Consider the following 23,393-nt stretch of genomic DNA (forward strand, 5'->3'; position numbering starts at 1 on the left):
CGGCATCACGCGAGGGTGATGAAAGCCTCGTGATCGTCTCGGGCGGGATCGTCGACGGCGGCGTCTCCCCCGGCGACCTCGGCATCGACCCGCAGATGCGTGAGCGCGACGTTGCCGCCGTAGTAGCTGAGGAACGCGCAGTCGGCGGCATCCCGGCCGGTCGCGATCCGGACGAGCCCGCGGCGGTTCGACAGCCGAGTCGCGTCGATGACGTGCCAGGCGCCGTCGACGTACGCCTCGGCGACGGCGTGGAAATCCATCGGGCGAAGCCCCGGCGCGTAGCAGGCGGCATAGCGCGCGGGAACGTCCATCGCGCGCAGCAGCGCGATGACGAGGTGGGCGTAGTCGCGGCACACCCCCTGTCCGGTCGCGAGGGTCGTGACCGCGGAGTCGGTGCCGAGGCTGAGACCCGGCGCGTAGGTCGTGTTCGAGGCCACGAAGTCGCTGATGGCCGAGACGAGTTCGCGGCCCTGCAGGCCCCGGAACTGCCGACGCGCGTGCGCGAACACCTCGTCGGACTGCGCGTAGCGACTCGGCCGCAGGTACGCGATGGTCTCGAGCTCGCTCGTCGGCGCCGGGGCGGCGGAGCCGTCGACGACAGCGCGGTACCGAACCGAGATCGTGCCCGCTTCTCCCGCGAGGCGATGGATGCGCGTGCCCGCGGGAGACGCGGGCGGGTCGACGATCTCGGAGACGGACAGCGAGCGGCCGGCGAGCGTGACGCTCAGTTCTTCGTTGCGGAAAGACGCCGCGCGCGACGCGGCGATCTGCAGGATGACGTCGACGGGACCGGTCAGCTGGAGGTCGAGTTCGGCCGTCAGGATGCGCTGCACCGGGTAATCCTCGCACGCAGCGAAGCGCCGTCGGGCCGCTCCCGGCGGTGATCGGATCGGCCGCGATGAGAGGCTGGTGGTCGGCCATGAAACGAGGAGCCCTCATGTCGAAGACCGTCACCCTCATCCGCGCGTCATCCCTGTCGGATGCCGCCGAATACGCGTACGCGGCCACCGCGCCCGCCGACGCGCGCCTCATCTTCCTGGCCGGTTCGTGCCCGCTCGCCGCCGACGGGTCGACGGTCGGCGTCGGCGACTACGCCGCCCAGGCGGCATCCTGCATCGAGAACATGAAGGTCGCCCTGGCTGCCGCCGGCGCGGGGATCGAGAACGTCATCAGCACGCGTGTGCTCGTCGCGTCGAGCTCGCAGGCCGACCTCGTCACCGCCTGGGAGGTGGTGCGCGACGCCTTCGGAGACCACGACGTGCCCAGCACGCTGATGGGCGTGACGGTGCTCGGCTACGACGATCAGCTCGTCGAGATCGAAGCCGTCGCCGCCGTCCGCGACTGAGGGGTCGAGCCTCGGGCCGCGCGGTCTTGCCACGCAGGCGTCCCGGCACCCCGTCCGATGACGTACCCTCAGCGTGTGCGAACCCGAAACGCCCGTCCCCGCCGCAGAAGCGTGTGGGCCGTCTCGGCGATCTCGGCCGCCGTCGTCGCGCTGGCGCTGACGGCGTTCCTGCGGCCCTGGGCGGCTCCCACGGCGGCACCGGTGGCGGCGGGACCCGGCGCGGTCGCGAGGATCGAGGCGCCGCCTCTCGCGCTTCCCACGGGGGCTCGCGTTCTGATCTTCGGCGACTCGTGGACCTACGGCTCCGCGGCATCCGATCCGACCCTCGGATACGCCTATGTCGTCGCCCAGCGAACCGGGTGGACGACGATCGTCGACGGCGTCCGCGGCAGCGGCTACCTCAAGCCGGGCATCGACGGTCCCGCGTTCGGCGACCGAATCGCCGCGCTCGACCCCGCACTCCATCCCGACCTCGTGATCATCCAGGGGTCGATCAACGACCGCAAGCAAGGTGCCGCCGGGTACCGCGACGCCGTGAACGCGGCGTGGGACGATCTCGCGGCGACCTACCCCGAAGCGCGCATCGTCGTGCTGGGCCCCGCACCGCAGGTGCTCCCGGTCGAGAGTGAGACGGCCCGCATCGACCGGGATCTCGCCGAGCTCGCCGGCGCCCGCGGCTGGTGGTACCTCTCCCCCATCGCCGAGGGTTGGATCACCGACGCCAACTACAGCGACGTCATCGACACCAGTGCCACGGGGCGCGACCACCCATCGACAGCGGGGCACGCGTATCTCGCCGATCGCCTCGCAGCCGACGTCGCGGCGATCACGGATGCACCGGCCGTCGCCGCCGAGCCCGTTCCCGAGCCGCTCGTCCCCTGACCCGCTGGTCTCGCCGCCTAAGCGCCGCTGTGGGGCGAAGGGCCCGTGCTGAGGTGCTCGTGCACGAGGCGCCAGCCCGAGCCGGTGCGGTGGAAGACGTTGGTCGCCCGACCGCGACCGCTTCGGGCCTGTCCGTCGATGTGTCCGCTCCAGCGATACGTGTAGACGGCCACCGCCGCGTCGGCGGCATCCACGACCCACTCGACGTCCTCCGCCCCGTAGACCTCATCGGGGATCAGCGTCCACGTCCGCTCGAAGTAGGCGCGGACGGAAGCGAGGCCGACGCAGGTGGCATCGCCGAAGTAGTACACCGCGCTCGCGTCGAGCACCTGTGCAACCTCGTCGAAGTCATGCGTGTTGGTCGCGGCGATGTAGCGGGCGAGCGTCTCGGATGCGGTCATGTCTTGGTCCTTTCGTTCATCGGAGCGGCGGCGCCGACGACGGCGCTCATGCTCCACACCGGTGGCGCGTCCCGCGGTTCGACCCGCGAGACGACCGAGAAGCCGTGTCGTTCGTAGAGCCGGACGTTGCGCTCGTCCGACGTGTCGAGCGCGAAGCGGTCGGCACCCCGTCGCCCGCCCTCCGCGAGCGCGAACCGGATGAGGTCGGATGCGAGGCCCTGCCCCTGACGGGCGGGCACGACGCCGACCGTCTCGATCCGCCACGAGTCCGGCTCGGACGGCGTGTCAGCGGCGTCGCCGAGTCGTCCGAGTCGGTCGCCGTGCAGCTGAACGATGCGGTCGACGACGGCCGGTGCCGGGTCGGGCGCATCCGGCGGGAGCACGGCGATCACTCCGTCAGCGGGCCCCGCGACCCCGACGAAGCCGTGGGCGTGCGCGTGCCGCAGGTAGACGAGCTGCAGCTCACGGAGCCGCCACGCGTAGTCATCGTCGGGGATGACATGGCGTGTCCACGCGTAATGCTCGAACGCCTCCGCGAGAGCGTCGGCGGCGGCATCCAGTTCGTTCTCGGCGGCAAGACGAGTGCGAGGTGTCATGCGGGTGCGTCCTTGGGTTGCTTGCGGTCGGATGCCGGTGCTGTCGGCGTCGCGGAACCGGATTCGACGATCGCCTGCAGCGTCGCCAGGTGGCGGGCGAACGCCTCGCGACCGGCATCCGTGATGCCGACCCACGTCCGCGTCCGCCGGCCGACGGCTTCTTTCCGCACCTCGAGGAGCCCCGCGTCGGCCAGCACGGTGAGCGTCTGCGACAGGGTCGAGTCGCTCACCTCGAGCAGGTCGGCGAGGAAGCGGAAGTCGACGTCCTCGAGATTGCGGAGGGCAGCTAGCAGCGAGAAGCGCACGGGCGAATGGATGAGGGCGTCGATGTCCTTGCGCGGGTGACTCATCGGCGTGAGCTCGGGAAGAGGCAGGCGAAGATCGGAGAGATTGACACGACTCCCGCGAGAACCCACCACCACGGCGACGAGAGCTGGAGCAGTTGGAGCGCCGGGTCGAGCATCAGCGTGTAGAGCGCGAACCAGGTCGCGACCGCGATCCCCATGTTCCGCAGTCCGTTGCGGGGCACCGACCGCTGGTAGCGGAACGCGATGGTCCAGATGCAGAGCGTGGCGAGGAGGAAGGGTGCGAAGGCCTTCCAGTAGCCGACGCCGGCGACGTCGATCGACAGGGTGAACGCGAGCGCGTACGCGGCCTGCGCCACGACGAAGATCCGGAACCAGCGCGTCGCGCGACGCGCATCCCTCTCGGCCTTCGTCCCGATGGCGACCATGCGGGCTGCGTCATCGTAAGCGAAGCTGTTTTGCGTCATGCAACGACTTTAACAGTTGTAAAGCCAATGCTGCCACCTCTCCCACGGTCGTTCCGGTCGCCTCCGCGGTGATAGTCTCGATCGGCACGCCTCCGTAGCTCAGGGGATAGAGCGTTGGTTTCCGGTACCAAAGGTCGCAGGTTCGATTCCTGTCGGGGGCACCAGTGAGCAGAAGGGCAGTCGAGGGTTCGACTGCCCTTCTGCGTACCCAGAGGTGTATCCATCGTGGGCACGGTCCGGCTCAGTCGGCGAGGTGGATGCCGAAATCGGTCCGCCCCGGATGGATGTCGCTGCGCAGCGACCGGGTGCCGCGGTAATCACCGTCGCGGAGCGCCCGGTAGCGACGCGGCGTCTCGCTGTCGAGCCCGGCGATGCGGGCACGCAGGCGCTCGGCCTCGCGGTCGACGCCCGCGGCATCCAACCCGTCGGCGTCGTAGACGACGTGAAGGTCGAGGGTTTCGATCCCGACGTACCAGAGCGCGCCGTGCGTCAGCGGGAACAGGAGCGAGTCGAGGTCGCCGCTGATTCCGCGCTCCCCGATCGAGCGCTCGTCCTCTCCCACCGTCACGACGACGAGCGCACGCCGGCCGGCCAGCCCGCCGTCACCGTAGCGCCGCGGGACACCGAGCTCCGGATCCATGTCGCCGTAGGCGAAGCCGTTGGTGAGCACGCGGTCGATCCACCCCTTGAGGATCGCGGGCGGCCCGTACCACCACAGCGGGAACTGCAGCACGAGCAGTTCCGCGGCAGCGAGCTTGCGCTGTTCCTCGAGCACGTCGTCCGGGAAGGGGACGCCGCCGTACTCGCCCCCCGCAGGGCCCGCCGCCCGCCCAAGCGTGACGTCGAGCTCACTGTCGGGGAACACCGGATTGAACCGCTGCGCGTACAGATCGGATGTCTCGACACTGCGCGTTCGCGACAGCTCGGCGACCCCGTCACGGAAGAGCCGGGCGTTGAAAGAGGTCGATCGCGGATGGGCGAGCACCCAGTGGGCGACGCCCGGCGCGGGCTCGTGCGAGATGGTCATGATTCCTCCGGTTCGGTGGCTGATGTCACGAGGGCGCGCAGGACGCGCGTGAGGGTGGAGCGCGCGGCCGCGGGACTCACGCGTTCGTCCAGCGCCGCCCGCGAGAGTGCGTCGCCGGCCCCGACGAGAGCCTGCGCGCCGGCGTCATCGAGACGAACGCCGCACGAGGCGAGCACGTCATCGCACAACGCGAGGTAGGCGCCTTGCGCCTCGCGCCGCACCTCGACGAGCATCGCGGATCCATCGAGCGCCGAGACGACGTCCGCCAGCTCGCGCCCCTCGGCCAGCGAGCAGTCGATGTAGGCTCCCGCGACGGCGCGACACACGGCATCGAGCGCGAGCGGCTCGTCGGCGAGCGCCGCGGTGAGAGCCGCCCGCTGCTGCTCCTCGAACTCCCGGTAGAGCTCGGCCAGGGCGCCCGCGCGATCGCCGAAGTGGTCGTACACGACGGGCTTGGTCACCCCCGCGCGCTCGGCGAGCCGACCCAGCGTGAACTCGTCGGTCCCGCGCTCGCGGATCAGCTCGCGAGCGACCGCCAGCAGCTGCGCGCGCCGCTCGCGCCGCGGCATCCGCCGCTGTCGCGCACCGTCGCTCATCACGCCTCCCGCTAAGTTACTACCAGTAGCTTAGTGGGGGTCTCGGCACGATGGGCGCTCACCTGGCAGTTCCCGCCGCCACATCGAGCGGGATGGGGCGGGACCTGCCAACTGAACGAGCTCGCGCCGTCGGGTCAACTCGCGGGCGCCACCAACTCCGCCTCAGCGGCGCCGGGCAGCACCTCGCGCAGCAGGTCGTCCAGTGTGACGACGCCGAGCAGACGGTCACCGTCGACGACCGTCGCGAGCTGCACATGACCCCGGCGCATACGCGCGAGCGCGTCGTACGCCGACGCATCGGGCGCGAGCACGAGCGCGTCACGGGCGATCTCGAGCGCCGGCGTCTCGGGAGCCACCGCGAGCGTGTCGCGAACGTGCGCGACGCGGCTCGAAGGCCCCTCCCCCACGAGGATGCGCAGGTGCGCGGAGGATGCGGCGGCCGCCTGCACATCGGCGGCACTGGCCGTCGCCGGCACCGCGGTGGGCACTCGGTCGGTACGGACGATGTCGCCGACCGTCAGCGACCCGAGGGCGATGGCGCGTGCGATCGGCTCGGAGTACTGCTCCTCGAGCGTTCCCGCGGCGCGCGAGTGCGCGACGATCTCGCGGATGGTGTCGGCGTCCTGACCGCCCGCGGCAGCCTTCTCGACGGGCTCGACACCCGAGGCCTTCACGAGCCGGTTGGCGATGTGATTGATCCACAGCAGGAAGGGACGCAGCGGCCAGGTCAGCGCACGGGCGGTGATGCCCGTCGCCTTCGCGGCCACCTCGGGGTGGGCGATCGCCCACGACTTGGGCGCCATCTCGCCGATGACGAGGTGCAGGAACGTCACCACGATGAGCGCCAGCATGAACGCGATGATGTCGGCGAGCACGTAAGGAAGTCCCCACTGCTCGAACACCGGAGCGAGCGCGTAGTCGATCGCGGGCTTCGTGATGGCACCGAGCAGGAACGTGCACGCCGTGATGCCGAGCTGGGCGAACGCGAGCATGACGGTCAGCTCGTTGACGCCGCGGAGAGCGGCACGCGCCGACGCGCTGCGGTCGGCCTCCTCTTCCAGGCGGTGGCGCCGAGCCGCGAGCAGCGCGAACTCGACGATGACGAAGAACGCGCTCGCCAGGATGAGCGCGATCGTGATGATCGTGACGACCCACCAGCTCATCGGGTGACCTCCTCGGTCGCGCCAGCCGCGACGACGGCATCGACGCCGACCTCGGGGCCGGCTTCAACGGCATCCAGATCCACCTCGTGCAGACGCACGACGAGCTCGGAGGGCACGAGACGGGCGACCTCGGCGACCTCGACATCCAGCCAGCGCTGCATCCGCAGCCCCTGCACCGTCTCGGACGCCCGCTCGGGCAGGTCGATGCGCACGACCGCGCCCTCGGGCGGCAGGTCACCGTGCTCGCTGATGATGAGACCTGCGATGGTCTCGGCGTCGTCGCGCGGCAGGTCGAAGCCGATCAGGCGCTCGACCTCGTCGAGATGGACGTCGCCGGGCAGACGCCAATGGTCCTCGCCGACGTTCACGATCTCGTGGACCTCGAGGTCGTGTTCGTCGGAGATCTCGCCGATGACCTCCTCGGTCAGATCCTCGATGGTGAGGATGCCGTCGAAGTTGCCGTACTCGTCGACGACGCAGGCGAGCTCGTTGCGCGTCTGCCGCATGCGGTCGAGGGCGACCGGCAGCTGCATCGTCGTCGGTAGCACGACCGCCTCGCGCATCATCGTCGAGACGGGCGCGTCGTCGTCGTGGCGGCCGCGGAGCAGGTCGATGAGCTCGACGACACCGACCGGGTCGTCCTCCTCGCCGATGACGGGATAACGGGTGTGGCCGGTCGCCATGAGCGCGCGCACCTCTCCGACGGTCGTGTCGGGCGAGATCGAGTCGATGCGCGAGCGCGGGACCATCGCGTGCTCGACGTCGCGCTGCGGGAAGTCGAGGATGCGGTCGATGATCATCGACAGATCGTCGGGCAGATCGCCGCTCGCGCGGGACTCCTCGATGATCGCTTCGAGGTCGCGCGCGGTCGCGCTCTCGTCGACGTCTTCCAGCGGCTCGATGCGCAGCAGCCGCAGCAGGGCGTTCGCGGCGACATCGAACACCGTGATGAGCCAGCCGAAGAGCATCAGGTAGATGCGGGTCGGAACCGCGAGGGCGCGGGCCAGGGGCTCCGGGCTGGCGATGGCGAGGTTCTTGGGATACAGCTCGCCGAAGATCATCGTCACGATGGTGGCCAGCAGCAGCGCGCCCACCGTTCCGATGAGCACCGAGACAGCCGGATCGATGCCGACGCCGCCCAGCAGCGTGCCGATGGACTCGCCGATGAGGGGCTCCGCCACGTAACCGATCAGCAGGCCGGTGACCGTGATGCCGAGCTGCGCACCCGAGAGCATGAACGACGTGCGCTTGGTGATCGCGAGCACACGTGCCGCCTGGGCATCGCCCTTCTCGGCACGGGCGGCCATGCGCGACCGGTCGACGGACATGTACGCGAACTCCTGCGCGACGAAGAAGCCGCAGGCGGCGATGATCGCCAGTGTCAGCAGGATTCCCAACAGCAGCGTTAGGACTGCTTCGATCATTCGGATTCACCCCCTCTCTCAGCGAGGGGGTACGAAGATCGACCCTCCTGGTCGGTGGAGGAATGGCGATTGCTCACGGGTGTTCTTTCTCGATAGGGCACGGGTGGGCACTCACAGGATAGCGGGCCGTCGGCGAGACCGGGCCAAGGCCTGCGCGGCACGGGGCACCGGAACCCGCGCCGAACGATCCGCACCACGAAGCGTCGCGGACATGCGCGAAGAGACCACAGCTACAGTGACGGGCATGTCCGGGAAAAGGGTCGGTCGCCCGCGCGTCGAGGACATCACCGAGGAACTTCTCCGGGAAGGCGAGCGGGTCCTCGCCGAGGAGGGCTTCTGCGCTCTCACGGTCGACGGCCTCGTGAGCCGGGCCGGGTCGACGCGCCCCACCTTCTATCGGCGGTTTCGAAGCACGGCCCACCTCGCCGTCGCCGTCTTGTCTCGCCGATTCGAACCGGGGCCGCTGCCCGATACCGGCTCGCTTGCCGGCGACCTTCGGGCGGTCCAGCGGGAGGGGATCGCTGTGCTCTCCGACCCGGTCGCTCGAAACAGCGTGGTCGACCTCGTGGGGGTCGCAAGGACGGACGAAGATCTCTCGGCGCTGCTCGACGCGGAGTTCATCCGCCCGCGCCGCGCCCGCGTGAAGCAGGTGATCGATGCCGCTTTTGCGCGACGAGAGACCGAGCCCCCGCACGTGGATGCCGATCAGGTCTACGACATGCTGATGGGCCCCCTCATCACACGCATGTTCTTGCCGCCGTACGCCCCGCCCGACGACGCTCTCGCCGAGAGCAGCGTTCGTTCCGCGCTCACTCGGCTCGGGTCGGACGACCTCGCCCGCCCGTGAGTCGCGCCGGCCTGGGGGTCAGTCGCGGGTGAGCCCGCTGCCGTCAGCCGACATCCGGAACGACGCGGTCTCGTAGTCGTCCTCGAGTGAGAAGTTGATCTCGATGGGCCCCGACTTCTCTCCGGATGACACCGCTTCGGCGCCACCCCACGTGCGCATGACCGTCGCCCCCGCGTCATCGACGGGGAGCCCGCTCTGGGACGCAGCCTCTTCCATGGCCGGAAGAATGCCTGCAAGATCGACGTCTTCCCATGAGAACGCTTCCGTGGCCGACTTCGGTTGAATCGACACGGCGCCGGAATGCTCCACCTGACCACCGCGGTACATCCACCTGTCGGTATGCGTGGTGCCGGCGGTGACGGGAGCCTCGACGATGACGAAATCCGGGGTGACGTAGATCGAGCTCACGCGGTCGTGGCCGATCTCGCGTTCGAGGGCGGCCTGGGCCTGGGCGAGCGGCCCGGGCTGACGCATGTCGACGTGCGCCCTGCCGTCGAGCACCGCCTCGACGGTCTGTGCCACCGCCTCCCGATAGGGCGCGACGACAGCGACGGCCACCGCGACGGCGACAGCCGTGAACACGAGCAGGCGCAGCGGCCGGCCGCGTCTGCCCACGCCGATCAGCGGCCCCTTGCGGCGCCCGCCGGAGATCCGGGTGTGGCTCGCGATGGGGACGAACCCAACCGACGACCGATCGGGGACCGTGAGGTTGCCGACCTCAGACGGTGAGAGCTCACCGTCGACGAAGGCGACCTCGGGTCCGCCGTCGAGAAGGATGGCGACCTGGCGCTGAACTCCGGGCTGGAACGCGGGAAGCTCCGTCAGGGCGACGACGGTGCGCAGAGTGGTCGCGTACGCCTCCCCCTGGATCGGCCGCACGGTCAGATCGATCTCGCACAACGGCTGATCGTTGATCTGGGTACCGGTCTGCCGGATCGCATCGACGCGGGCGAGGCCGAGCCGCCGCGAATCGAGAGCGCGACGGAGATCGTCCTTCGATACCGCCACTCCCCCGGCCATCGATCGGCCGATGAGGATGAACGTCCCGCTGATGATCGCGACCGGAAGCGCGATGCTGATGATCGCCCAGCCGGCGTCCGGCGGCCCGACGTACTCGACCACCGCGCCACCGAGGAGCGCGCCGACAGCTGCGAAGAAGATCAGGCGGAGCACCATCCGACCCTATCGGCGGGATCTTTCGCGATCAGAATCCGTGGGTCCCGGGTACGCGGCTCACCCGGACCTCGGCGGAATCTCAGCCTCCTGTTAGGTTCTTCTCGTGTCGACGGACGAGAACGAGACCCCGCGCGCGCTCAGCCGCCGCGCGGTGCTGCTTGGATCCGTCGCGGCTGGCTCTTTGGTGCTCGCCTCTGCGACACCCGCCCGAGCCCTGACCTACAGCGTGAAGACGCCTGCCGAGCATGCCGCGCGCGGAGGAGCGCGACGGCGTGATCGCGCGCTGGCCTGACATCTGGCAGTACGAGGGAGACAGCTTCCGCGTGCCCGCAAGCGTCGAGAACTGATAACGAGGAGTACCCATGACCGGCATCGTCCTTCGGCGTCGCATCAGTGTGCCAGCCATCCTCGCATTCGCGCTGCTCACCGCGGGGTGCGCCACCCCGGGCATCGGCGGCGCGGCAGCACCCTCGCCATCGCCGACCCCGAGCGAGACCCTGTCACCGACGGCTCAGCCGGAACCGTCCGCGACGCCGGACTCGACGACGCCCCCGATCTCCTCGCCGGCACCGTCCCTGTCGACATCCGATCTGCTCGATGCGTGCCTCGTCGCGGTCAGAGACGGAAACGCTCCGGCGTCCGAGCAACTCGATCGTTCCACGGTCGAGAGCGGTAGTGCCCGATCCGCGCTCCGCCCGGATGGCCTCTGGTACGTCGTCGTCCCCGTCACCGATCCCACGGTCGATGCGCCGCTCGAGTACGCGTGCCTGCTGAACGCCGACATGACCGTCGATGCGAGCTGGGGTCGAATCGCCCCGGACGCGGATGACTTCGATCAGTGGTCCACGGCTACGGAGCCTGCTGACGGCTTGTGACTCTGTGAACGTCGCGTCGTCCAGGCAAGAACACCCCGGTTGACGCGAAAATGCCCGGAGAGCAGGTCTCCGGGCACATCGATCGGGTCAGGACTTCTCGTCTTCTTCCGGTTCGAAAGTCGAGGCGGTTCCGGTGTGTCCGGCCGCGACGCCGTCCGGGTTGCTCGGGATGGTGCCGTCCTTGCCGAGACCTCCCGGCTCGCGCGTACCGTCGCCGTCGGTGTCGGCCGTGGAGACCTCGACGTCGGGTCCCTCGTAAGCGTTCTCGTCGGTCTCGCGACGGGTGTCATCGTTGCTCATGGCGTTCTCCTTCTCTTCGGCGACGGCCGATGCCGTCCGGTCTCAGATGAACGGAGCCAGTGCTCCGGCGGTCAGGGCGAGTGCGCCCGCGACAGCGCCCGAGGCGGTGGCCGTCATCCGCAGATGACGACGTGCGCGGGACTTCCGAGCCCGGTTTCCGGGCGCCTCGGTCGTCAGAAGCGAGTGCTGCGCTTCCTTCAGCGTTGCGAAGCGGCCGATGGGGGTGGCCTGACCGTCGAACGCGATGAAGTGCCCGTCAGAAGAGGTGTCGACGGATCCGACGAACTCCCCGTCGGTGGAGGCGACGTAGAAACCGGGGGCGACCGTCGACCAGGTGATCGTTCGGGCGGTGAGGATGCGCGGCGCTTCGGGGGCGCGCTCGAGCAGGGTCATGCTGCCGTCGCCAGCGCGCTCGGAGCGGTTGCGATGCTCTCGGCAGCGGCGGGAGCATCGGCGATCGGGGCAGCAGGAGCCGCGTCGAAGTCCGCGAAGTCGACGACGAGGCCGGTGGAGGAAGTTGCCGCCCGTGCCATCTCGGTGAGCAGCGCCGAGTCGAGCTTTTCCATCTCCGCCCCGCCGAAGACGAAGCGGAGCGGGATCGCGGGCTGCAGCCAGATGGTCTGACGCCCCGCCGCGATGTCGGCGCCGTGACGCCAGGTGAGCGTGAAGCTCTCGGAGCGGCGGAGCTTGGTCGCGGTCAGCACCTTGAGGTGCGCGAGCAGGCGGTCCGGGATCTCGATCGACTCGGACGCGTTGCCGTAGAACAGCTGGCCCATTGTTGCTCCTCACAGATGCTGGATGACTTGTTGGGAACGCTACTAGTTGGGAAAGTATCTCGTCAAGTTAGATATCTGGTAAGGTAAAACGCATCAGCCAGGACCGCGGAGGTGTGCAGATGAGCGGCTTCTTCTACAACGACGATCGTCAGCGCGCGACCAGCGCGCTCGAGGCGTTGCGTCTCTACCAAGCGGCCGAGGCGGCGATGCGACGCCGCACGCGCGAGTCGATGTCGATGGGAGAGAACGAGCTGCTGGTCATCCGTCAGCTTCTGCGCGCGCAGTCGCGCAACGTTCCCGTGAAGCCGGGGGACGTCGCTAAGTACCTCGGCATCTCCACGGCCAGCACGACGAGCCTTCTCGACCGCCTCGAGTCCGCCGGCTACCTCCGTCGCGTGCCGCATCCGAGCGACCGGCGCAGCGTCTATCTCGAACCGACGGAACGCGCAGACGACGAGGTCCGTTCCACACTGTCGGCCATGCACGACCGTATGCATCAGGTGGCCGACGAGACCACGCCCGAGGCGACCGCGGCCGTGATCGACTTCCTCTCGCGGATGCAAGATGCGGTCGACTCCGTCGAACCGGCCCCTAGTCTGCAGCGCCAGCGCGGAGCAGCGCCGGCCGGCTGATCCGTCAGCTTCGGCGCGGCTGGCAGGCGGGACACCACCACGTGCGCCGCTGTTCCGAATCGCCCGCGACCTCGGCGCGCACGAGGATGCGCGTCCCGCACCTGAGGCACGGTTTGCCGGCGCGGCCGGCCACCCAGTGCGCGCTCCCCCGACGCGCGGTGCCGGTGGTCACCTGATACATACCGGGCACTGTCGCGGAGAAGCGCAGAGCGCGCGCGGCACGGGCGACGAGCGACTCGAGGTCAGCGGTCGCAATGGGGTCGAACGGGTGGACACCCGAGAGGAACGCGAGTTCGTTCACCCAGAGGTTCCCCAGACCCGCGATGTTGCGCTGATCGAGCAGAGCGCCGGCGAACGTCCGATCCGGACGAGCATCGAGCCGCCGAAGGGCCTCGACGGCATCCCAGTCGTCGCGCAGCGGGTCCGGCCCCAGGTGACCGAGCGCAGTCGCGACGCCGTTCGCGCGCAGCAGTTCGACGACGGGCATGTCGATGCCCCACAGCGTCGCGCCGTCGTCCAACTCGGCTCGCACACGCACGGCCGGCTGCACGCGCACGGGAACGACGCGCCCCGAACGGGTGACCGTCCACGACCCCTGCATCAGAAGATGCGTGTGGAGTGCGAAATCGGGATCCAGCCAGGTGATCAGATGTTTGCCCCGGGTCTCGAGCCCAGCGATCCGCCAACCGGCGAGGGATGTCCCGGCCGCCGGGCCAGAGCGCAGTTCTCCGGACGAGATCGTCCGATCCACGACCTGAGGCCGGAGCCGGGCTGCCATGCGGAAGACGCTGTCACCTTCCGGCACGGGCTCCCCCGGACATCACGCCGACCTCATTCCTCCAGTCTGCCGCGGGCGCCTAGCCTCGGCTCCGAGAACCGTCAACTGCTCGAAAAACGCTTCGGAAGCGATGACGATGTGGGCATGACTGAGATCACCGCCCACAAGGGCCTCTTCAACGACATCGAGCTGCACGTCGACGACACCGGCGGATCGGGTCGCCCGGTCGTGCTGATCCACGGCTGGCCGCTGTCGGCGGAATCGTGGTCCGAGCAGATTCCCGCGCTCACCGCCGCCGGGTACCGCGTCGTCGCCTACGACCGCCGCGGCTTCGGGCGCAGCGACAAGCCTCGCTCGGGCTACGACTACAACACGTTCGCTCAGGACCTGGCATCCGTCCTCGACACCCTCGACCTGCGCGACGTGACCCTGGTCGGCTTCTCGATGGGAGGCGGCGAAGTCGCCCGTTATGTCGCCAATCACGGCCAGGATCGGCTGCGGAGCGTCGTGTTCGCCGCCGCGGTGCCGCCGTACCTCGCGCAGACGCCCGATAACCCGGAGGGCCCGCTCACACAGGAGGCCGCCGACGAGATGGAGAACGGCCTCCGCGCGGATGAAGCGACCTTCTACGACGGCTTCACGACCGCCTTCTTCTCCGTCGACGGCGAGCTCAAGGTCACGGAGGAGCAGCGCCAGGAGGCCCTCGCGCTCGCGCGCCAGGCCGACCACCACGCGGCACTGAAGTCGATGGAGGCGTGGGCGACGACCGACTTCCGCCGCGATCTGGCCGCGGTGACCGTGCCCGCGCTGATCATCCACGGCGACGGCGACGGCACCGTCCCCTTCGAAGGCTCGGGCAAGCGGACCCACGAGCAGCTTCCGGGCAGTGAGCTGGCGCTCATCGAAGACGCACCTCATGGCCTCAACGTGAGCCACGCCCGCGAGTTCAACGACGCCCTGCTCGCCTTCCTCGCGAAGTAGGCCTGCTCCGCTCGACGACGATGGGCCGTCCCGCAGCAGCGGCGACGGCCCATCGTGGCGTAGAGGCCCGAAGACTCAGAGGTCCAGCTTCTCGTTGCGGCCCTCATAGGTCTCACCGGTGATCTTCGACTTGATCAGGCCGATGGCGGTCGCGATGCGTCCGCCGGCACTGCTCCAGTACTCCCCCGAGATCGCGTCGACCCGCAGCAGCGTGATGCTGGGGTCGTCCGGGCCGTCGGGGAACCAGGCCTCGAGAGTGCTCGACCAGTAGTGTTCGAGGCGAGCGCGGTCGTCGACGATGGTCGCCTCACCGGCGAGCGAGACCCACGCGTCGTCCTTGCTGAGGGCGACGCCGACGGCGGCCCGCGAGGCCACGTGCGTCGCGACGGACGATCCGCGGTCGACGACGAACCAGAGGTCTCCGTCGAACTCGGCCTCCTGCACCGTCAGCGGGCGCGCTGTGAGCTTCCCCGATTCGTCGACCGTCGTCACCATGGCGAACCGGAACTCGGGCAGCAGCTCCGCCAGGATCGCGCGGGGGTCTTCGTTGTCACTCATCGTTTCTCCTTCGATCTGGCGTGGTCGTCATCCGTGGGTCCAGGCTCGCACCGGGACCAGCCCTCGGTCGCCGTCTTGACAGCCGACTCGATGCGCGACAGTCGCGCGACCCCTCAACCGCCCGAGGGGTTCTCGAGCGGCTGACCGTCGCCATCGGTCGTCGTGTCGGCATCTCCACCATGGCCCTCCGGTGCGGGCTCGTCGGGCGCCGCGCTCGGAGCCCCCGGAAAGGCCGATGCCCCGCCGGTGGCGGTTCCGGTCTCGATGTCGTCGCCGGGGATGTCGGGACGCTCTCGGTCACTCATGTGTTCGTCCTCTCGTCGTTGCGTGACCGCGACGCTACGCACCGAGCCGGCGCGGACCGAGGGTATTGACACACGTGAGGCACGGATCATCCCGCAGGGGGATGCTTCTCAGCCGATCGACCGACGCGTCGCAGGGCCACCGGTTCGTAGCGTCGAACTGTGACCGCCGCTCCCCTCTCTCCCCTCGACCGCATCCACCTCGCCGCTGGCCGCGGTCGCGCCCTGCTCGGCTCGATCCTGGGCAACATCGCCATCCTCGGCATCATCGCCCTAGCGGCGCTCGTCGTGCCGATCGCCGCCGCTCTCGTCTTCGGTCCCGCGCTCCTCGCTCGGCTGTGACCCTCGCGCCGCAGTCCTGCTCGTGGCCGGAACGAGCTTCAAGCCGATGACAGCGACCACGATGCCGGCGATGAAGACCACCTTGCCCGGAGCGAACGCCTCAGCGCCCGTCGCGATCGACCAGGTCACGGTCAGCGCCGCGCCCACCCCCACCCAGACCGCGTAGGCCGTACCGATCGGAATGTGCTTCATAGCGCGTCCGAGCCCGAGCATGCTGAGCAGCAGACCGATGGCGAACACGACACTCGGCACGGGGTCGCGTAGCCCGTCCGATTCGCCCAGGGCCGTCGCCCAGACAGCCTCGCAGACCGCGCTGGCGAGCAGGATCGTCCATGCACGCGTCATGTCAGCTCACCACCTTGAGGCCGACGACGCAGGCGACCAGGAGCAGAAGCAGGAGGATGCGCGCGGTCGACGCGCGCTCGCGACGGGTCACCATCGCCCACACGACAGTGAGCGTCGCTCCGACCCCGACCCAGACGGCGTAGGCGGTGCCGGTCGGCAGCTCGGTCATCGCGTATGCGAGGCCCGCCATGCTCGCGGCGAGCGCGACGACGAAGAGCGACGCGGGCCGTTTGCGGCGGAATCCCTCGGATGCCGCGAGCGCGGCAGCCCATACCGCCTCGAGGACGCCGGCTGCGATCAGGATCACCCATGCCATGACAGACCTGTCCGAGTCAGTCTTGTCCGTTGCGGGTACTGCTCCCTCGTCCGCGGGCCCCGCGTCGGGGCCCCGCGACCCAGCGTAGCCGCGGGTCAGGGCGCCGGGACGAGGAACAGCGCGTCGAGGAGACCCGGATTGTGCGCGTGGACGAGCACGCCGAAGACGACCGCGTCGAAGAGAAGGTGCACCGTCACGACGTAGGTGAGCGACCGCGTGCGCAGGAAGATGTAGCCCTGCAAGAGCGCGAACGGGATGGTCAGCACCGGTCCCCAGGCGCGGTAGCCGAGCTCCCAGAGGAATGAGACGAACACGATCGTCTGCAGGACGTTGGCCGAGACATCGGCGAAGTGCCGCCGGAGCAGCGCGAAGCAGGTGCAGATGAAGAACAGTTCGTCCCAGATGCCTACGGCGCCGACGCCGACGAAGAGGCGCGCGATGAGGTCGGGGGTGTCGACGACGGGCCAGTTGGTGTAAACGCCCGACGTGATGAAGTAGAACGGCAGGATCAGCCAGCCGAGCACGAGGACCGCGGCGAGCCAGACCCACTGGAAGGTGGTCCAGCGCCCTCCGCCGCGCCAGGGGAAGCGGATGGCGTGATCGCGATACACGAAGCGCGAGACGAGGTACGGCAGCAGCACCGCCCCGCCCAGCGCGAGGGTGAAACGCAGCATCGCGAGGTTGTCGAGCTCGGCCTTCAGGTCGATGAGGCTCACGACGACGAGACCGAGGGCGATCAGGGAGAGATCGCGCGCCAGCGAGGGCCGCGTCTCCTCACCCACCCGCCAGCGGTCGACGCCGAGAGCCGAGACGAGCCCCAGGACCAGCAGCGTCCACCCGAGCCAGGGCTGCAGCAGCACGAAGAACGCCGGCGCCGCCAGGCAGACCAGAAGGGCGGGCACGGTGCTCGCCGAGACGACGGGGCGGGCGGCCAGTCCCGGGTGCGTCTTCACGGCGTCCGCCCTCCGTCAGACCGCGTCGGTACGGCGATAGGCGAGGTCGCGGATGTCGCGCCCCTTGGCGATGCCCTTCCGCTCGAAGGCCGTCATCACGCGGCCCTCGAAACGCGGCGCCCAGTCATCCTCGAAGTCGGGGACGAAGCCCGCGGCATCCCCCATCACCTCGCGCATCTGGCGCGCGTAGTCCTCCCAGTCGGTCGCGAGTCGGAGCACGCCCCCGGGCTTGAGCGCCCGCGCCGCCAGCGGCGTGAAGTCGGGCGAGATGAGGCGCCGCTTCGTGTGACGCGTCTTGTGCCACGGGTCGGAGAAGAAGATCCAGAGCTCGTCGACGGATGCCGCGGGCAGCAGGTGCTCGAGTACCTCGGGCGCGTTCGCTTCGACGAGGCGGAGGTTCCGCACGCCCGCACGATCGGCGTCGAGCATGGTGCGGGCGAGCCCCGCCCGAAACACCTCCACGGCGAGGAAATCCGTCTCCGGCGCGGCCTGCGCAGCCGCGACGATCGCGTGCCCCTGGCCCGAGCCGATCTCGACCACGAGCGGCGCGCTGCGACCGAACAGCGCGGCGGGGTCGACCTCCGAGCCCGGCCGGACGCTCAGCACAGCCTGATCCCGTTCGACGGGGACGTTGTAGAAGTCGCCGAGCTGGTTCCAGGCGCGCTCCTGTCCGTCGCTCATCCGCCCGCTGCGGCGGGCGAACGACACGGGCCGCTCGCGGTAGCGGGGTTCGTCACCGGTGTCGGGCGCGTCGGTCTGCGGCATGAGTCCAGGGTATCGAGCGACGGGAGGTGCGCCGAGCGGACCTGGGGCGTCAGGCCGTGACGAAATCGATGAGCTCCTCGACCCGGCCCAGCAGCGCAGGATCCAGGTCGCGGTACGTCCGAACCGATCCGAGAATGCGCTGCCAGGCATGCGCGATGTCGGCCTGGTCCTCGGCGGGCCAGCCGAGCGCCCGGCAGACGCCGGTCTTCCACTCGATGCCGCGCGGCACCTGCGGCCACGCGCGGATGCCGACGGCCTCGGGGCGCACGCACTGCCAGACGTCGATGTGGGGGTGCCCGACGATCCTGAGGTGGGCACCGTGCGGACCACGCAGGATCTGCTCCGCGATGCGGGTCTCCTTCGAGCCCGCGACCAGATGGTCCACGAGCACCCCGTAGCGACGCTCGGCAGAGGGCGGCTCGTCTCGGAGGAGGTCCTCCAGCAGGTCGATCCCCTGCAGGTACTCGACCACGACGCCCTCGACGCGGAGGTCGGCGCCCCAGACCTTCTCGACGAGTTCGGCGTCGTGTCGTCCCTCGACCAGGATGCGCGACGCGCGTGCCACGCGCGCCCGTTGCTGCGGCGCGACGAACGACCCCGAAGCGGTACGCAGCCGACCCGCGGGCTGTGCGGCCTTCGGAGCGACGAGCTTGACGGGCTCGCCGTCGACGAGGAAGCCGCCCCCGAGCGGGAACAGACGCACCTTGCCGAGGCGGTCCTCGAGTTCCACGTTCCCGCCGCGGACGGCCACGACCGCTCCGCAGTAGCCGTCGGCCGCCACCTCGACGACGAGATCGGGATCGGCGGGCACCTCCGGCACCACCGTGCGTCCGGCATCGCGCCATCCGGCTGCGAGCACATCGGTGCCGTATCTGTCGTCCATGGTTCCTCCCGCCTCGCGCCCCGTCGGGCCGCGGGTCAGCGTAACCGCGGCCGTTCCCGTCGCCGGGTATCCGCGCCGCGATTCCGCTGGCCGCTGATTCACAGTCCCGGCATAGGCTCAGGCACGACGCCCTCAATAGAGTGGAGACGAGGCCGGTCCTCCGACCTCGGAAGGGGAACGGATGCGCGTGCTCCGAGCGGTGACGCTCTCGATTCTGGCGAGCCTGATGTTCGTCGCGGGCGGTTCCGCCGCGGCCTGGGCGACCGACCCGGTCGACCTCGGCTCGGGACGCGTCGTGGATCAGGCCGACGCGCTGACTCCAGGCGAAGAGCGTGCCGTCGACGAGAGGCTCACCGCGTTGAGCTCGGAGGCGGGCATCGACCTGTGGGTCGTGTACGTCGACGCGTTCACCAGCCCGTCCGACGCCGAGGGCTGGGCCAACGCGGTCGCCCAGCGCGGCGGCCTCGGCGTGGACCAGTACGTACTGGCGATCGCGACCGAGCAGCGAAACTTCTACCTGTCGGGCGACACCAACGGCCCCGTCGACGGCGAGACGCTCGGCGACATCGAGACGCGCGACATCCTTCCAGAGCTCCGGTCGGAGGATTGGGGCGGCGCCGCGTTCGCCGCCGCCGGCGGACTCGCGGCGGCGGTCGGTGGATCCGGCGGCGCGGCGGGCGGCTCGGGCATGTCGGGCCTGACGATCGTCCTCGGAATTCTCGCGGTCGGTGCCGTGATCGCCGTCATCGTCGTCCTGGTGCGCCGTCGTCGGGCGGGCGCCGGCCCCGGCTCCGCCCGTGGCGCGGCCGCCGAGCCGATCGAGGAGCTCGCCCGGCGCTCCGCCAGCGCGCTCGTGGCAGCCGACGACGCCATCCGGACGAGCGAGCAGGAGCTCGGCTTCGCGACGGCGCAGTTCGGCGACGAGGCGGCAACCGCTTTCGCCGAGACCCTGGCGCAGGCACGCCGAGACCTCGACGAGGCGTTCACGCTGCAGCAGCGCCTCGACGACCATCAGCCCGACACCGAGGCGGACGTCCGCGCGATCCACACCCGCATCCTCGAGCTGTGCGCGCACGCCGACTCCGAGCTCGACGCGCGCGCCGAGGAGTTCGACCGTCTGCGCGACCTCGAGCAGAACGCCCCCGAAGCGCTCGTTCGCATCCAGCAGGAACGCGGCGCCGCCGGAACCGGGCTCGACGGAGCGGTCGCCTCTCTCGAGCGGCTTCGATCGGCGTACGCCCCCGAGGAACTCGCGACCATCGGCGACAACCCCGAGCAGGTGCGCAGCCGCCTCGACTACGCCGACGAGCAGCTCGCGACGGCGCAGCGTTCGATCGCCGCGGGGGACGGCGCTGCGGCGGCCGTGTCATTGCGTGCCGCCGAAGGAGCCGTCGCGCAGGCCGCTCAGCTGGAGGCCGCGGTCGAGAAGGTCGCCGCGGATCTCGCCACCGCCGAGCGCGACGCTGCGGCGCTCATCACGGACCTCGAACAGGACGTTGCGGCAGCGGTCGGCGTACCCGACCCCGACGGCACGCTCGCCGCGGTCGCCTCCGCCACCCGGCAGCACATCGACGCCGCCCGTTCCCAGCTGACCGGCGAGCACCGTCGCCCGCAGGCCGCCTTGTCCACGCTGCTGGGCGCGAACTCGGCGATCGACGCCGCGCTGGCCGGCGCCCGGGATGCCGCGCAGCGAGCCGCCCGCGCGCGACAGACGCTCGAACAGCAGCTGCAGCAGGCCCGGGCGCAGGTGTCGGCCGCCGAGGATTACATCGGCACGCGACGCGGAGCCGTCGGCGCGACGGCCCGCACGCGAGTCGCGGAAGCTCGCGCGTCGCTCGACCGGGCGGAGGCGACCGCGCAGATCGAACCCGAGCGGGCACTGGCCGACGCGACGCGCGCCACCCAGCTGAGCGGGCTCGCCATCGACGCGGCACGCACCGATGTCGGCGGCTTCGCAACCGGCTCCCCCGGATCGAACTCGAACGGCATGATGGGTGCCATGATCGGCGGCATGGTGCTGAACTCGCTCCTCGGGGGCGGGTCGTCCGGACGCCGCTCGTCGGGCTTCGGCGGCAGCGGCTTCGGCGGCGGCTTCAACGGCTCGCGCGGCGGGTTCGGCGGCGGTTCACGCGGTCGCAGCGGCGGCGGCGGGTTCGGCGGCGGCCGCTCTCGGCGCGGCGGCGGCCGATTCTGACGACTTCTCCCTCTTCCCGACCACCCACGAAAGGAACCCCGATGGCAAAGCAGTCCATCTTCGGTCGCATCTCGACGCTCGTGAAGGCGAACATCAACGCCCTCCTCGACCAGGCCGAGGACCCGCAGAAGATGCTCGACCAGCTCGTGCGGGACTACACCAACTCGATCGCCGACGCGGAGTCGGCGATCGCCGAGACGATCGGCAACCTGCGCCTGCTCGAGCGCGACCACCAGGAGGATGTCCAGGCCGCGGCAGAGTGGGGCAACAAGGCCCTCGCCGCGAGCCGGAAGGCCGACGAGCTGCGCGCGGTGGGCAACACCGCCGACGCCGACAAGTTCGACAACCTCGCGAAGGTCGCGCTGCAGCGTCAGATCAGCGAGGAGAACGAGGCCCGGACCATCGCGCCGACGATCGCGACCCAGACCGAGGTCGTCGAGAAGCTCAAGGACGGCCTCAACGGCATGAAGGTCAAGCTCGACCAGCTCCGCGCGAAGCGCTCCGAGCTGCTCGCGCGCGCGAAGACTGCCGAGGCGCAGAACCGCGTCCACGACGCCGTCAAGTCGATCGACGTACTCGACCCGACGAGCGAGCTCGGACGCTTCGAAGACAAGGTCCGCCGCCAGGAGGCGCTCGCCGCCGGCAAGCAGGAACTCGCCGCCTCGAGCCTCGACGCGCAGTTCGAGAGCCTCGAGGACGTGGGCCAGCTCACCGAGGTGGAGGCGCGACTCGCCGCGCTGAAGACGGGCGGAGCCGCCGGCGCCATCGAGCGCTGAGTGCCGATGTCGACGCCCGGGCCGGCTCTGCCGCCCGGGCGTCGACGCTCGAACCGCTGAGAACGCCCGACGAAGGACGAAGGAATGACCCGATTCATCGTGGTCCCGCAATGGCAGGGCTCGCCCTCAACTCGATCGATGACGCTGATCGACGGCGCTGACGCGATCGCGGGCGACCTCCCGCGCAGCGCGACCGTCCGGGTCGACGTGCCGATCGAGGCCGGCGAGGCGCTCGGCAGCGGCATCCGGCGGTTCAGCTCGCTCCAGCGCACCCGCGACCTGGTCACGGCCGCCCTCACCGAGGCCGACGGTGCCGCGGACGGCGCGAGCCCGAGCGGCCACGTGCTGGTCGTCGGCGGCGACTGCGGAGTGGCCGTGCCGGCGATCGCGCATGCGGCCGCGCTGCATCCCGACATGGCCGTCGTCTGGTTCGACGCGCACGCCGACCTGCATACCCCCGAATCGTCCTCCTCGGGTGCGTTCGCGGGGATGGCCCTGCGCGCGGTGTTCGAGACGACCCCGTTGTCACCGGATGCCGCGGTGCCCGCCGATCGCATCGTCCTTGCGGGCGCCCGCGAGTTCGACGACGCAGAGACCGATGCGGCGAAGATCGCGGGTCTGACGCATCTCGGCGTCGACGATCTGGCCGATCCCGCCCGTCTGGCGGACGCGGTCGCTGCCACCGGCGCCGGCTCGGTCTACGTTCACGTCGATCTCGACGTCCTCGACCCCGCGGCGATCACGGGTGTGAGCGCGGCCGTGCCGTTCGGAATCGACATCCCAACCCTCACCAACGCGATCGGCATCCTGCGCGGGCGGTTCTCGTTCGCCGGAGCGTCCGTCTCCGGGTTCGCTCCGCCGCATCCCGAGGCCGTCGTGGACGACATGGGCTCCGTGCTGCGGGTCGTCGGGGCTCTGGCGTGAGCAGCGTCCGGATCCCGCCCGCCGGATGGCGGCAGCGAGCCGACGCGGCGGTCGCGCGAGGCGCGGCGGTGGACCGGCTCATCCCCCGGATGCTGCTGGACTCCCCCGTCAGCGAGTTCGGCGCCCGGGCGGGCACCGCCTTCGGGTTCGTCTGGGGCACGCTGTGGTCGACCGGCCGCGTCGAGCGACGTCAGGGGCTGTGGGTCTTCCGCGGGATGCCGGAATGGACGTTCGGCCGCGGGGGCGTCTGCGTCGGGTCGTGCTTCCTGACCGGCGACCGTGAACCGAGCGAGCGGATCCTCACGCACGAGGCCGTGCACGCTCGGCAGTGGCGGCGATACGGGCTCCTCATGCCGTTGCTCTACCTGATCGCGGGCCGCGATCCCCTGCGCAACCGATTCGAGATCGACGCGGGACTGGCCGACGGCAACTACATCCCCCGGCGCGCCAAGAGCCGCTGACGG

Annotated in this window: 32 protein-coding genes, 1 tRNA gene and 1 riboswitch; of the genes, 12 read left to right on the plus strand and 21 right to left on the minus strand. The window is 70.1% G+C overall.

From position 1 onward, the window contains the following. Positions 1-5: 5 nt before the first annotated feature. Positions 6-833, minus strand: coding sequence for a transglutaminase family protein (locus tag ACI2K6_RS12365; protein WP_274178803.1), 828 nt, complete (start codon positions 831-833; stop codon positions 6-8). A gap of 104 nt (positions 834-937) precedes the next feature. Between ACI2K6_RS12365 and ACI2K6_RS12370 the strand changes: the two genes are divergently transcribed. Next, positions 938-1,345: a RidA family protein gene (locus ACI2K6_RS12370; RefSeq protein WP_114588469.1), complete on the plus strand. Its 408-nt coding sequence runs from the start codon at positions 938-940 to the stop codon at positions 1,343-1,345. A gap of 75 nt (positions 1,346-1,420) precedes the next feature. Then, the gene (locus tag ACI2K6_RS12375) at positions 1,421-2,227 is read left to right on the plus strand and encodes an SGNH/GDSL hydrolase family protein (RefSeq protein ID WP_282501318.1); all 807 of its coding nucleotides are present in this window, start codon (positions 1,421-1,423) and stop codon (positions 2,225-2,227) included. A gap of 17 nt (positions 2,228-2,244) precedes the next feature. Here the strand turns inward: ACI2K6_RS12375 and ACI2K6_RS12380 are convergent, their stop codons facing one another. Genes ACI2K6_RS12380 through ACI2K6_RS12395 form a run of 4 tightly spaced genes read right to left on the minus strand, consistent with a single transcriptional unit; the run spans position 2,245 to position 3,996 of the window. Then, positions 2,245-2,628, minus strand: a complete 384-nt coding sequence (locus ACI2K6_RS12380; RefSeq protein ID WP_274178806.1) for a nuclear transport factor 2 family protein — start codon at positions 2,626-2,628, stop codon at positions 2,245-2,247. Then, on the minus strand, positions 2,625-3,224 hold the full coding sequence (locus ACI2K6_RS12385) for an N-acetyltransferase (protein ID WP_282501319.1): 600 nt from the start codon (positions 3,222-3,224) through the stop codon (positions 2,625-2,627). The genes ACI2K6_RS12380 and ACI2K6_RS12385 overlap by 4 nt, the downstream gene beginning before the upstream one ends. After that, entirely contained in the window at positions 3,221-3,574 is a 354-nt protein-coding gene (locus ACI2K6_RS12390) for a transcriptional regulator (RefSeq protein ID WP_282501320.1), read from the minus strand. The genes ACI2K6_RS12385 and ACI2K6_RS12390 overlap by 4 nt, the downstream gene beginning before the upstream one ends. After that, the gene (locus ACI2K6_RS12395; RefSeq protein WP_282501321.1) at positions 3,571-3,996 is read right to left on the minus strand and encodes a hypothetical protein; all 426 of its coding nucleotides are present in this window, start codon (positions 3,994-3,996) and stop codon (positions 3,571-3,573) included. Before ACI2K6_RS12395 ends, ACI2K6_RS12390 begins: the two co-directional genes overlap by 4 nt. Positions 3,997-4,084: 88 nt before the next feature. Between ACI2K6_RS12395 and ACI2K6_RS12400 the strand changes: the two genes are divergently transcribed. After that, positions 4,085-4,160, plus strand: a tRNA-Arg gene (locus ACI2K6_RS12400). 77 nt (positions 4,161-4,237) lie between these two features. Here ACI2K6_RS12400 and ACI2K6_RS12405 read toward each other — a convergent pair. The 4 genes from ACI2K6_RS12405 to ACI2K6_RS12420 all read right to left on the minus strand — a co-directional run bounded on the left by ACI2K6_RS12405 (position 4,238) and on the right by ACI2K6_RS12420 (position 8,206). Continuing rightward, on the minus strand, positions 4,238-5,023 hold the full coding sequence (locus ACI2K6_RS12405; RefSeq protein WP_282501322.1) for an NAD(P)H-dependent oxidoreductase: 786 nt from the start codon (positions 5,021-5,023) through the stop codon (positions 4,238-4,240). Next, entirely contained in the window at positions 5,020-5,619 is a 600-nt protein-coding gene (locus ACI2K6_RS12410; protein WP_274178811.1) for a TetR/AcrR family transcriptional regulator, read from the minus strand. The genes ACI2K6_RS12405 and ACI2K6_RS12410 overlap by 4 nt, the downstream gene beginning before the upstream one ends. A gap of 134 nt (positions 5,620-5,753) precedes the next feature. Next, a complete protein-coding gene (locus ACI2K6_RS12415) occupies positions 5,754-6,782 on the minus strand; it encodes a CNNM domain-containing protein (protein ID WP_112617286.1) in 1,029 nt (342 codons plus the stop codon). Beyond that, positions 6,779-8,206 (minus strand): hemolysin family protein, encoded by a 1,428-nt coding sequence (locus ACI2K6_RS12420; protein WP_274178812.1) that lies wholly within the window; start codon positions 8,204-8,206, stop codon positions 6,779-6,781. Before ACI2K6_RS12420 ends, ACI2K6_RS12415 begins: the two co-directional genes overlap by 4 nt. Positions 8,207-8,450: 244 nt before the next feature. On the opposite strand from ACI2K6_RS12420, the gene ACI2K6_RS12425 reads away from it, so the two are divergent. Beyond that, positions 8,451-9,053 carry a TetR/AcrR family transcriptional regulator gene (locus ACI2K6_RS12425; protein ID WP_274178813.1) on the plus strand — a complete coding sequence of 201 codons (603 nt, stop codon included), beginning with the start codon at positions 8,451-8,453 and terminating at the stop codon, positions 9,051-9,053. A gap of 18 nt (positions 9,054-9,071) precedes the next feature. Here the strand turns inward: ACI2K6_RS12425 and ACI2K6_RS12430 are convergent, their stop codons facing one another. Next, positions 9,072-10,229: a hypothetical protein gene (locus ACI2K6_RS12430; protein ID WP_404568739.1), complete on the minus strand. Its 1,158-nt coding sequence runs from the start codon at positions 10,227-10,229 to the stop codon at positions 9,072-9,074. 362 nt (positions 10,230-10,591) lie between these two features. On the opposite strand from ACI2K6_RS12430, the gene ACI2K6_RS12435 reads away from it, so the two are divergent. After that, positions 10,592-11,104 (plus strand): hypothetical protein, encoded by a 513-nt coding sequence (locus ACI2K6_RS12435; protein ID WP_404568740.1) that lies wholly within the window; start codon positions 10,592-10,594, stop codon positions 11,102-11,104. Positions 11,105-11,191: 87 nt separating this feature from the next. Here ACI2K6_RS12435 and ACI2K6_RS12440 read toward each other — a convergent pair whose 3' ends face one another. The 3 genes from ACI2K6_RS12440 to ACI2K6_RS12450 are packed head-to-tail and all read right to left on the minus strand — an operon-like array spanning position 11,192 to position 12,180. Continuing rightward, the gene (locus ACI2K6_RS12440; protein ID WP_114588477.1) at positions 11,192-11,404 is read right to left on the minus strand and encodes a hypothetical protein; all 213 of its coding nucleotides are present in this window, start codon (positions 11,402-11,404) and stop codon (positions 11,192-11,194) included. Positions 11,405-11,446: 42 nt separating this feature from the next. Beyond that, on the minus strand, positions 11,447-11,797 hold the full coding sequence (locus ACI2K6_RS12445) for a peptide ABC transporter permease (RefSeq protein WP_274178815.1): 351 nt from the start codon (positions 11,795-11,797) through the stop codon (positions 11,447-11,449). Beyond that, positions 11,794-12,180 (minus strand): hypothetical protein, encoded by a 387-nt coding sequence (locus ACI2K6_RS12450; RefSeq protein WP_404568741.1) that lies wholly within the window; start codon positions 12,178-12,180, stop codon positions 11,794-11,796. Before ACI2K6_RS12450 ends, ACI2K6_RS12445 begins: the two co-directional genes overlap by 4 nt. A gap of 119 nt (positions 12,181-12,299) precedes the next feature. Between ACI2K6_RS12450 and ACI2K6_RS12455 the strand changes: the two genes are divergently transcribed. Next, entirely contained in the window at positions 12,300-12,812 is a 513-nt protein-coding gene (locus ACI2K6_RS12455; RefSeq protein ID WP_282501325.1) for a MarR family winged helix-turn-helix transcriptional regulator, read from the plus strand. 4 nt (positions 12,813-12,816) lie between these two features. Here the strand turns inward: ACI2K6_RS12455 and ACI2K6_RS12460 are convergent, their stop codons facing one another. Then, the gene (locus ACI2K6_RS12460) at positions 12,817-13,617 is read right to left on the minus strand and encodes a DNA-formamidopyrimidine glycosylase family protein (RefSeq protein ID WP_354450103.1); all 801 of its coding nucleotides are present in this window, start codon (positions 13,615-13,617) and stop codon (positions 12,817-12,819) included. A gap of 117 nt (positions 13,618-13,734) precedes the next feature. On the opposite strand from ACI2K6_RS12460, the gene ACI2K6_RS12465 reads away from it, so the two are divergent. Further along, positions 13,735-14,571: an alpha/beta hydrolase gene (locus ACI2K6_RS12465; protein WP_323986285.1), complete on the plus strand. Its 837-nt coding sequence runs from the start codon at positions 13,735-13,737 to the stop codon at positions 14,569-14,571. Between the two features lie 75 nt (positions 14,572-14,646). Here the strand turns inward: ACI2K6_RS12465 and ACI2K6_RS12470 are convergent, their stop codons facing one another. Both ACI2K6_RS12470 and ACI2K6_RS12475 read right to left on the minus strand, forming a co-directional pair. Beyond that, complete coding sequence (locus ACI2K6_RS12470; protein ID WP_404568742.1) at positions 14,647-15,129, minus strand: pyridoxamine 5'-phosphate oxidase family protein; 483 nt, start codon at positions 15,127-15,129, stop codon at positions 14,647-14,649. Between the two features lie 113 nt (positions 15,130-15,242). Then, positions 15,243-15,434: a hypothetical protein gene (locus ACI2K6_RS12475; RefSeq protein ID WP_274178821.1), complete on the minus strand. Its 192-nt coding sequence runs from the start codon at positions 15,432-15,434 to the stop codon at positions 15,243-15,245. Between the two features lie 159 nt (positions 15,435-15,593). Between ACI2K6_RS12475 and ACI2K6_RS12480 the strand changes: the two genes are divergently transcribed. Continuing rightward, positions 15,594-15,773, plus strand: a complete 180-nt coding sequence (locus ACI2K6_RS12480) for a hypothetical protein (protein WP_112617295.1) — start codon at positions 15,594-15,596, stop codon at positions 15,771-15,773. On the opposite strand, the gene ACI2K6_RS12485 is transcribed toward ACI2K6_RS12480, so the two are convergent. The 5 genes from ACI2K6_RS12485 to ACI2K6_RS12505 form a co-directional block, all read right to left on the minus strand. After that, positions 15,705-16,118 carry a multidrug efflux SMR transporter gene (locus ACI2K6_RS12485; protein WP_274178822.1) on the minus strand — a complete coding sequence of 138 codons (414 nt, stop codon included), beginning with the start codon at positions 16,116-16,118 and terminating at the stop codon, positions 15,705-15,707. The genes ACI2K6_RS12480 and ACI2K6_RS12485 overlap by 69 nt on opposite strands. A 1-nt stretch (position 16,119) precedes the next feature. After that, positions 16,120-16,434 (minus strand): multidrug efflux SMR transporter, encoded by a 315-nt coding sequence (locus ACI2K6_RS12490; protein ID WP_114588482.1) that lies wholly within the window; start codon positions 16,432-16,434, stop codon positions 16,120-16,122. Between the two features lie 10 nt (positions 16,435-16,444). Next, a riboswitch (guanidine-III (ykkC-III) riboswitch) is annotated at positions 16,445-16,510 on the minus strand. Between the two features lie 19 nt (positions 16,511-16,529). After that, positions 16,530-17,387: a CPBP family intramembrane glutamic endopeptidase gene (locus ACI2K6_RS12495; RefSeq protein WP_274178823.1), complete on the minus strand. Its 858-nt coding sequence runs from the start codon at positions 17,385-17,387 to the stop codon at positions 16,530-16,532. Between the two features lie 15 nt (positions 17,388-17,402). Then, entirely contained in the window at positions 17,403-18,152 is a 750-nt protein-coding gene (trmB, locus tag ACI2K6_RS12500) for a tRNA (guanosine(46)-N7)-methyltransferase TrmB (protein ID WP_112617298.1), read from the minus strand. 49 nt (positions 18,153-18,201) lie between these two features. Beyond that, positions 18,202-19,035, minus strand: coding sequence for a DUF3097 domain-containing protein (locus tag ACI2K6_RS12505; RefSeq protein ID WP_404568743.1), 834 nt, complete (start codon positions 19,033-19,035; stop codon positions 18,202-18,204). Between the two features lie 181 nt (positions 19,036-19,216). Between ACI2K6_RS12505 and ACI2K6_RS12510 the strand changes: the two genes are divergently transcribed. The 4 genes from ACI2K6_RS12510 to ACI2K6_RS12525 all read left to right on the plus strand — a co-directional run bounded on the left by ACI2K6_RS12510 (position 19,217) and on the right by ACI2K6_RS12525 (position 23,390). After that, positions 19,217-21,229, plus strand: a complete 2,013-nt coding sequence (locus tag ACI2K6_RS12510) for a TPM domain-containing protein (RefSeq protein ID WP_404568744.1) — start codon at positions 19,217-19,219, stop codon at positions 21,227-21,229. 41 nt (positions 21,230-21,270) lie between these two features. Beyond that, complete coding sequence (locus ACI2K6_RS12515) at positions 21,271-22,005, plus strand: PspA/IM30 family protein (protein ID WP_112617301.1); 735 nt, start codon at positions 21,271-21,273, stop codon at positions 22,003-22,005. Between the two features lie 84 nt (positions 22,006-22,089). Further along, positions 22,090-22,929, plus strand: coding sequence for an arginase family protein (locus ACI2K6_RS12520; RefSeq protein ID WP_404568745.1), 840 nt, complete (start codon positions 22,090-22,092; stop codon positions 22,927-22,929). Continuing rightward, positions 22,926-23,390, plus strand: a complete 465-nt coding sequence (locus ACI2K6_RS12525) for a Fe-S oxidoreductase (protein ID WP_404568746.1) — start codon at positions 22,926-22,928, stop codon at positions 23,388-23,390. The genes ACI2K6_RS12520 and ACI2K6_RS12525 overlap by 4 nt, the downstream gene beginning before the upstream one ends. The last annotated feature ends 3 nt before the right edge of the window (positions 23,391-23,393 follow it).

It is taken from the genome of Microbacterium sp. NPDC006705 (assembly GCF_044903545.1).
In the GTDB taxonomy this organism is placed as follows: domain Bacteria; phylum Actinomycetota; class Actinomycetes; order Actinomycetales; family Microbacteriaceae; genus Microbacterium; species Microbacterium plantarum.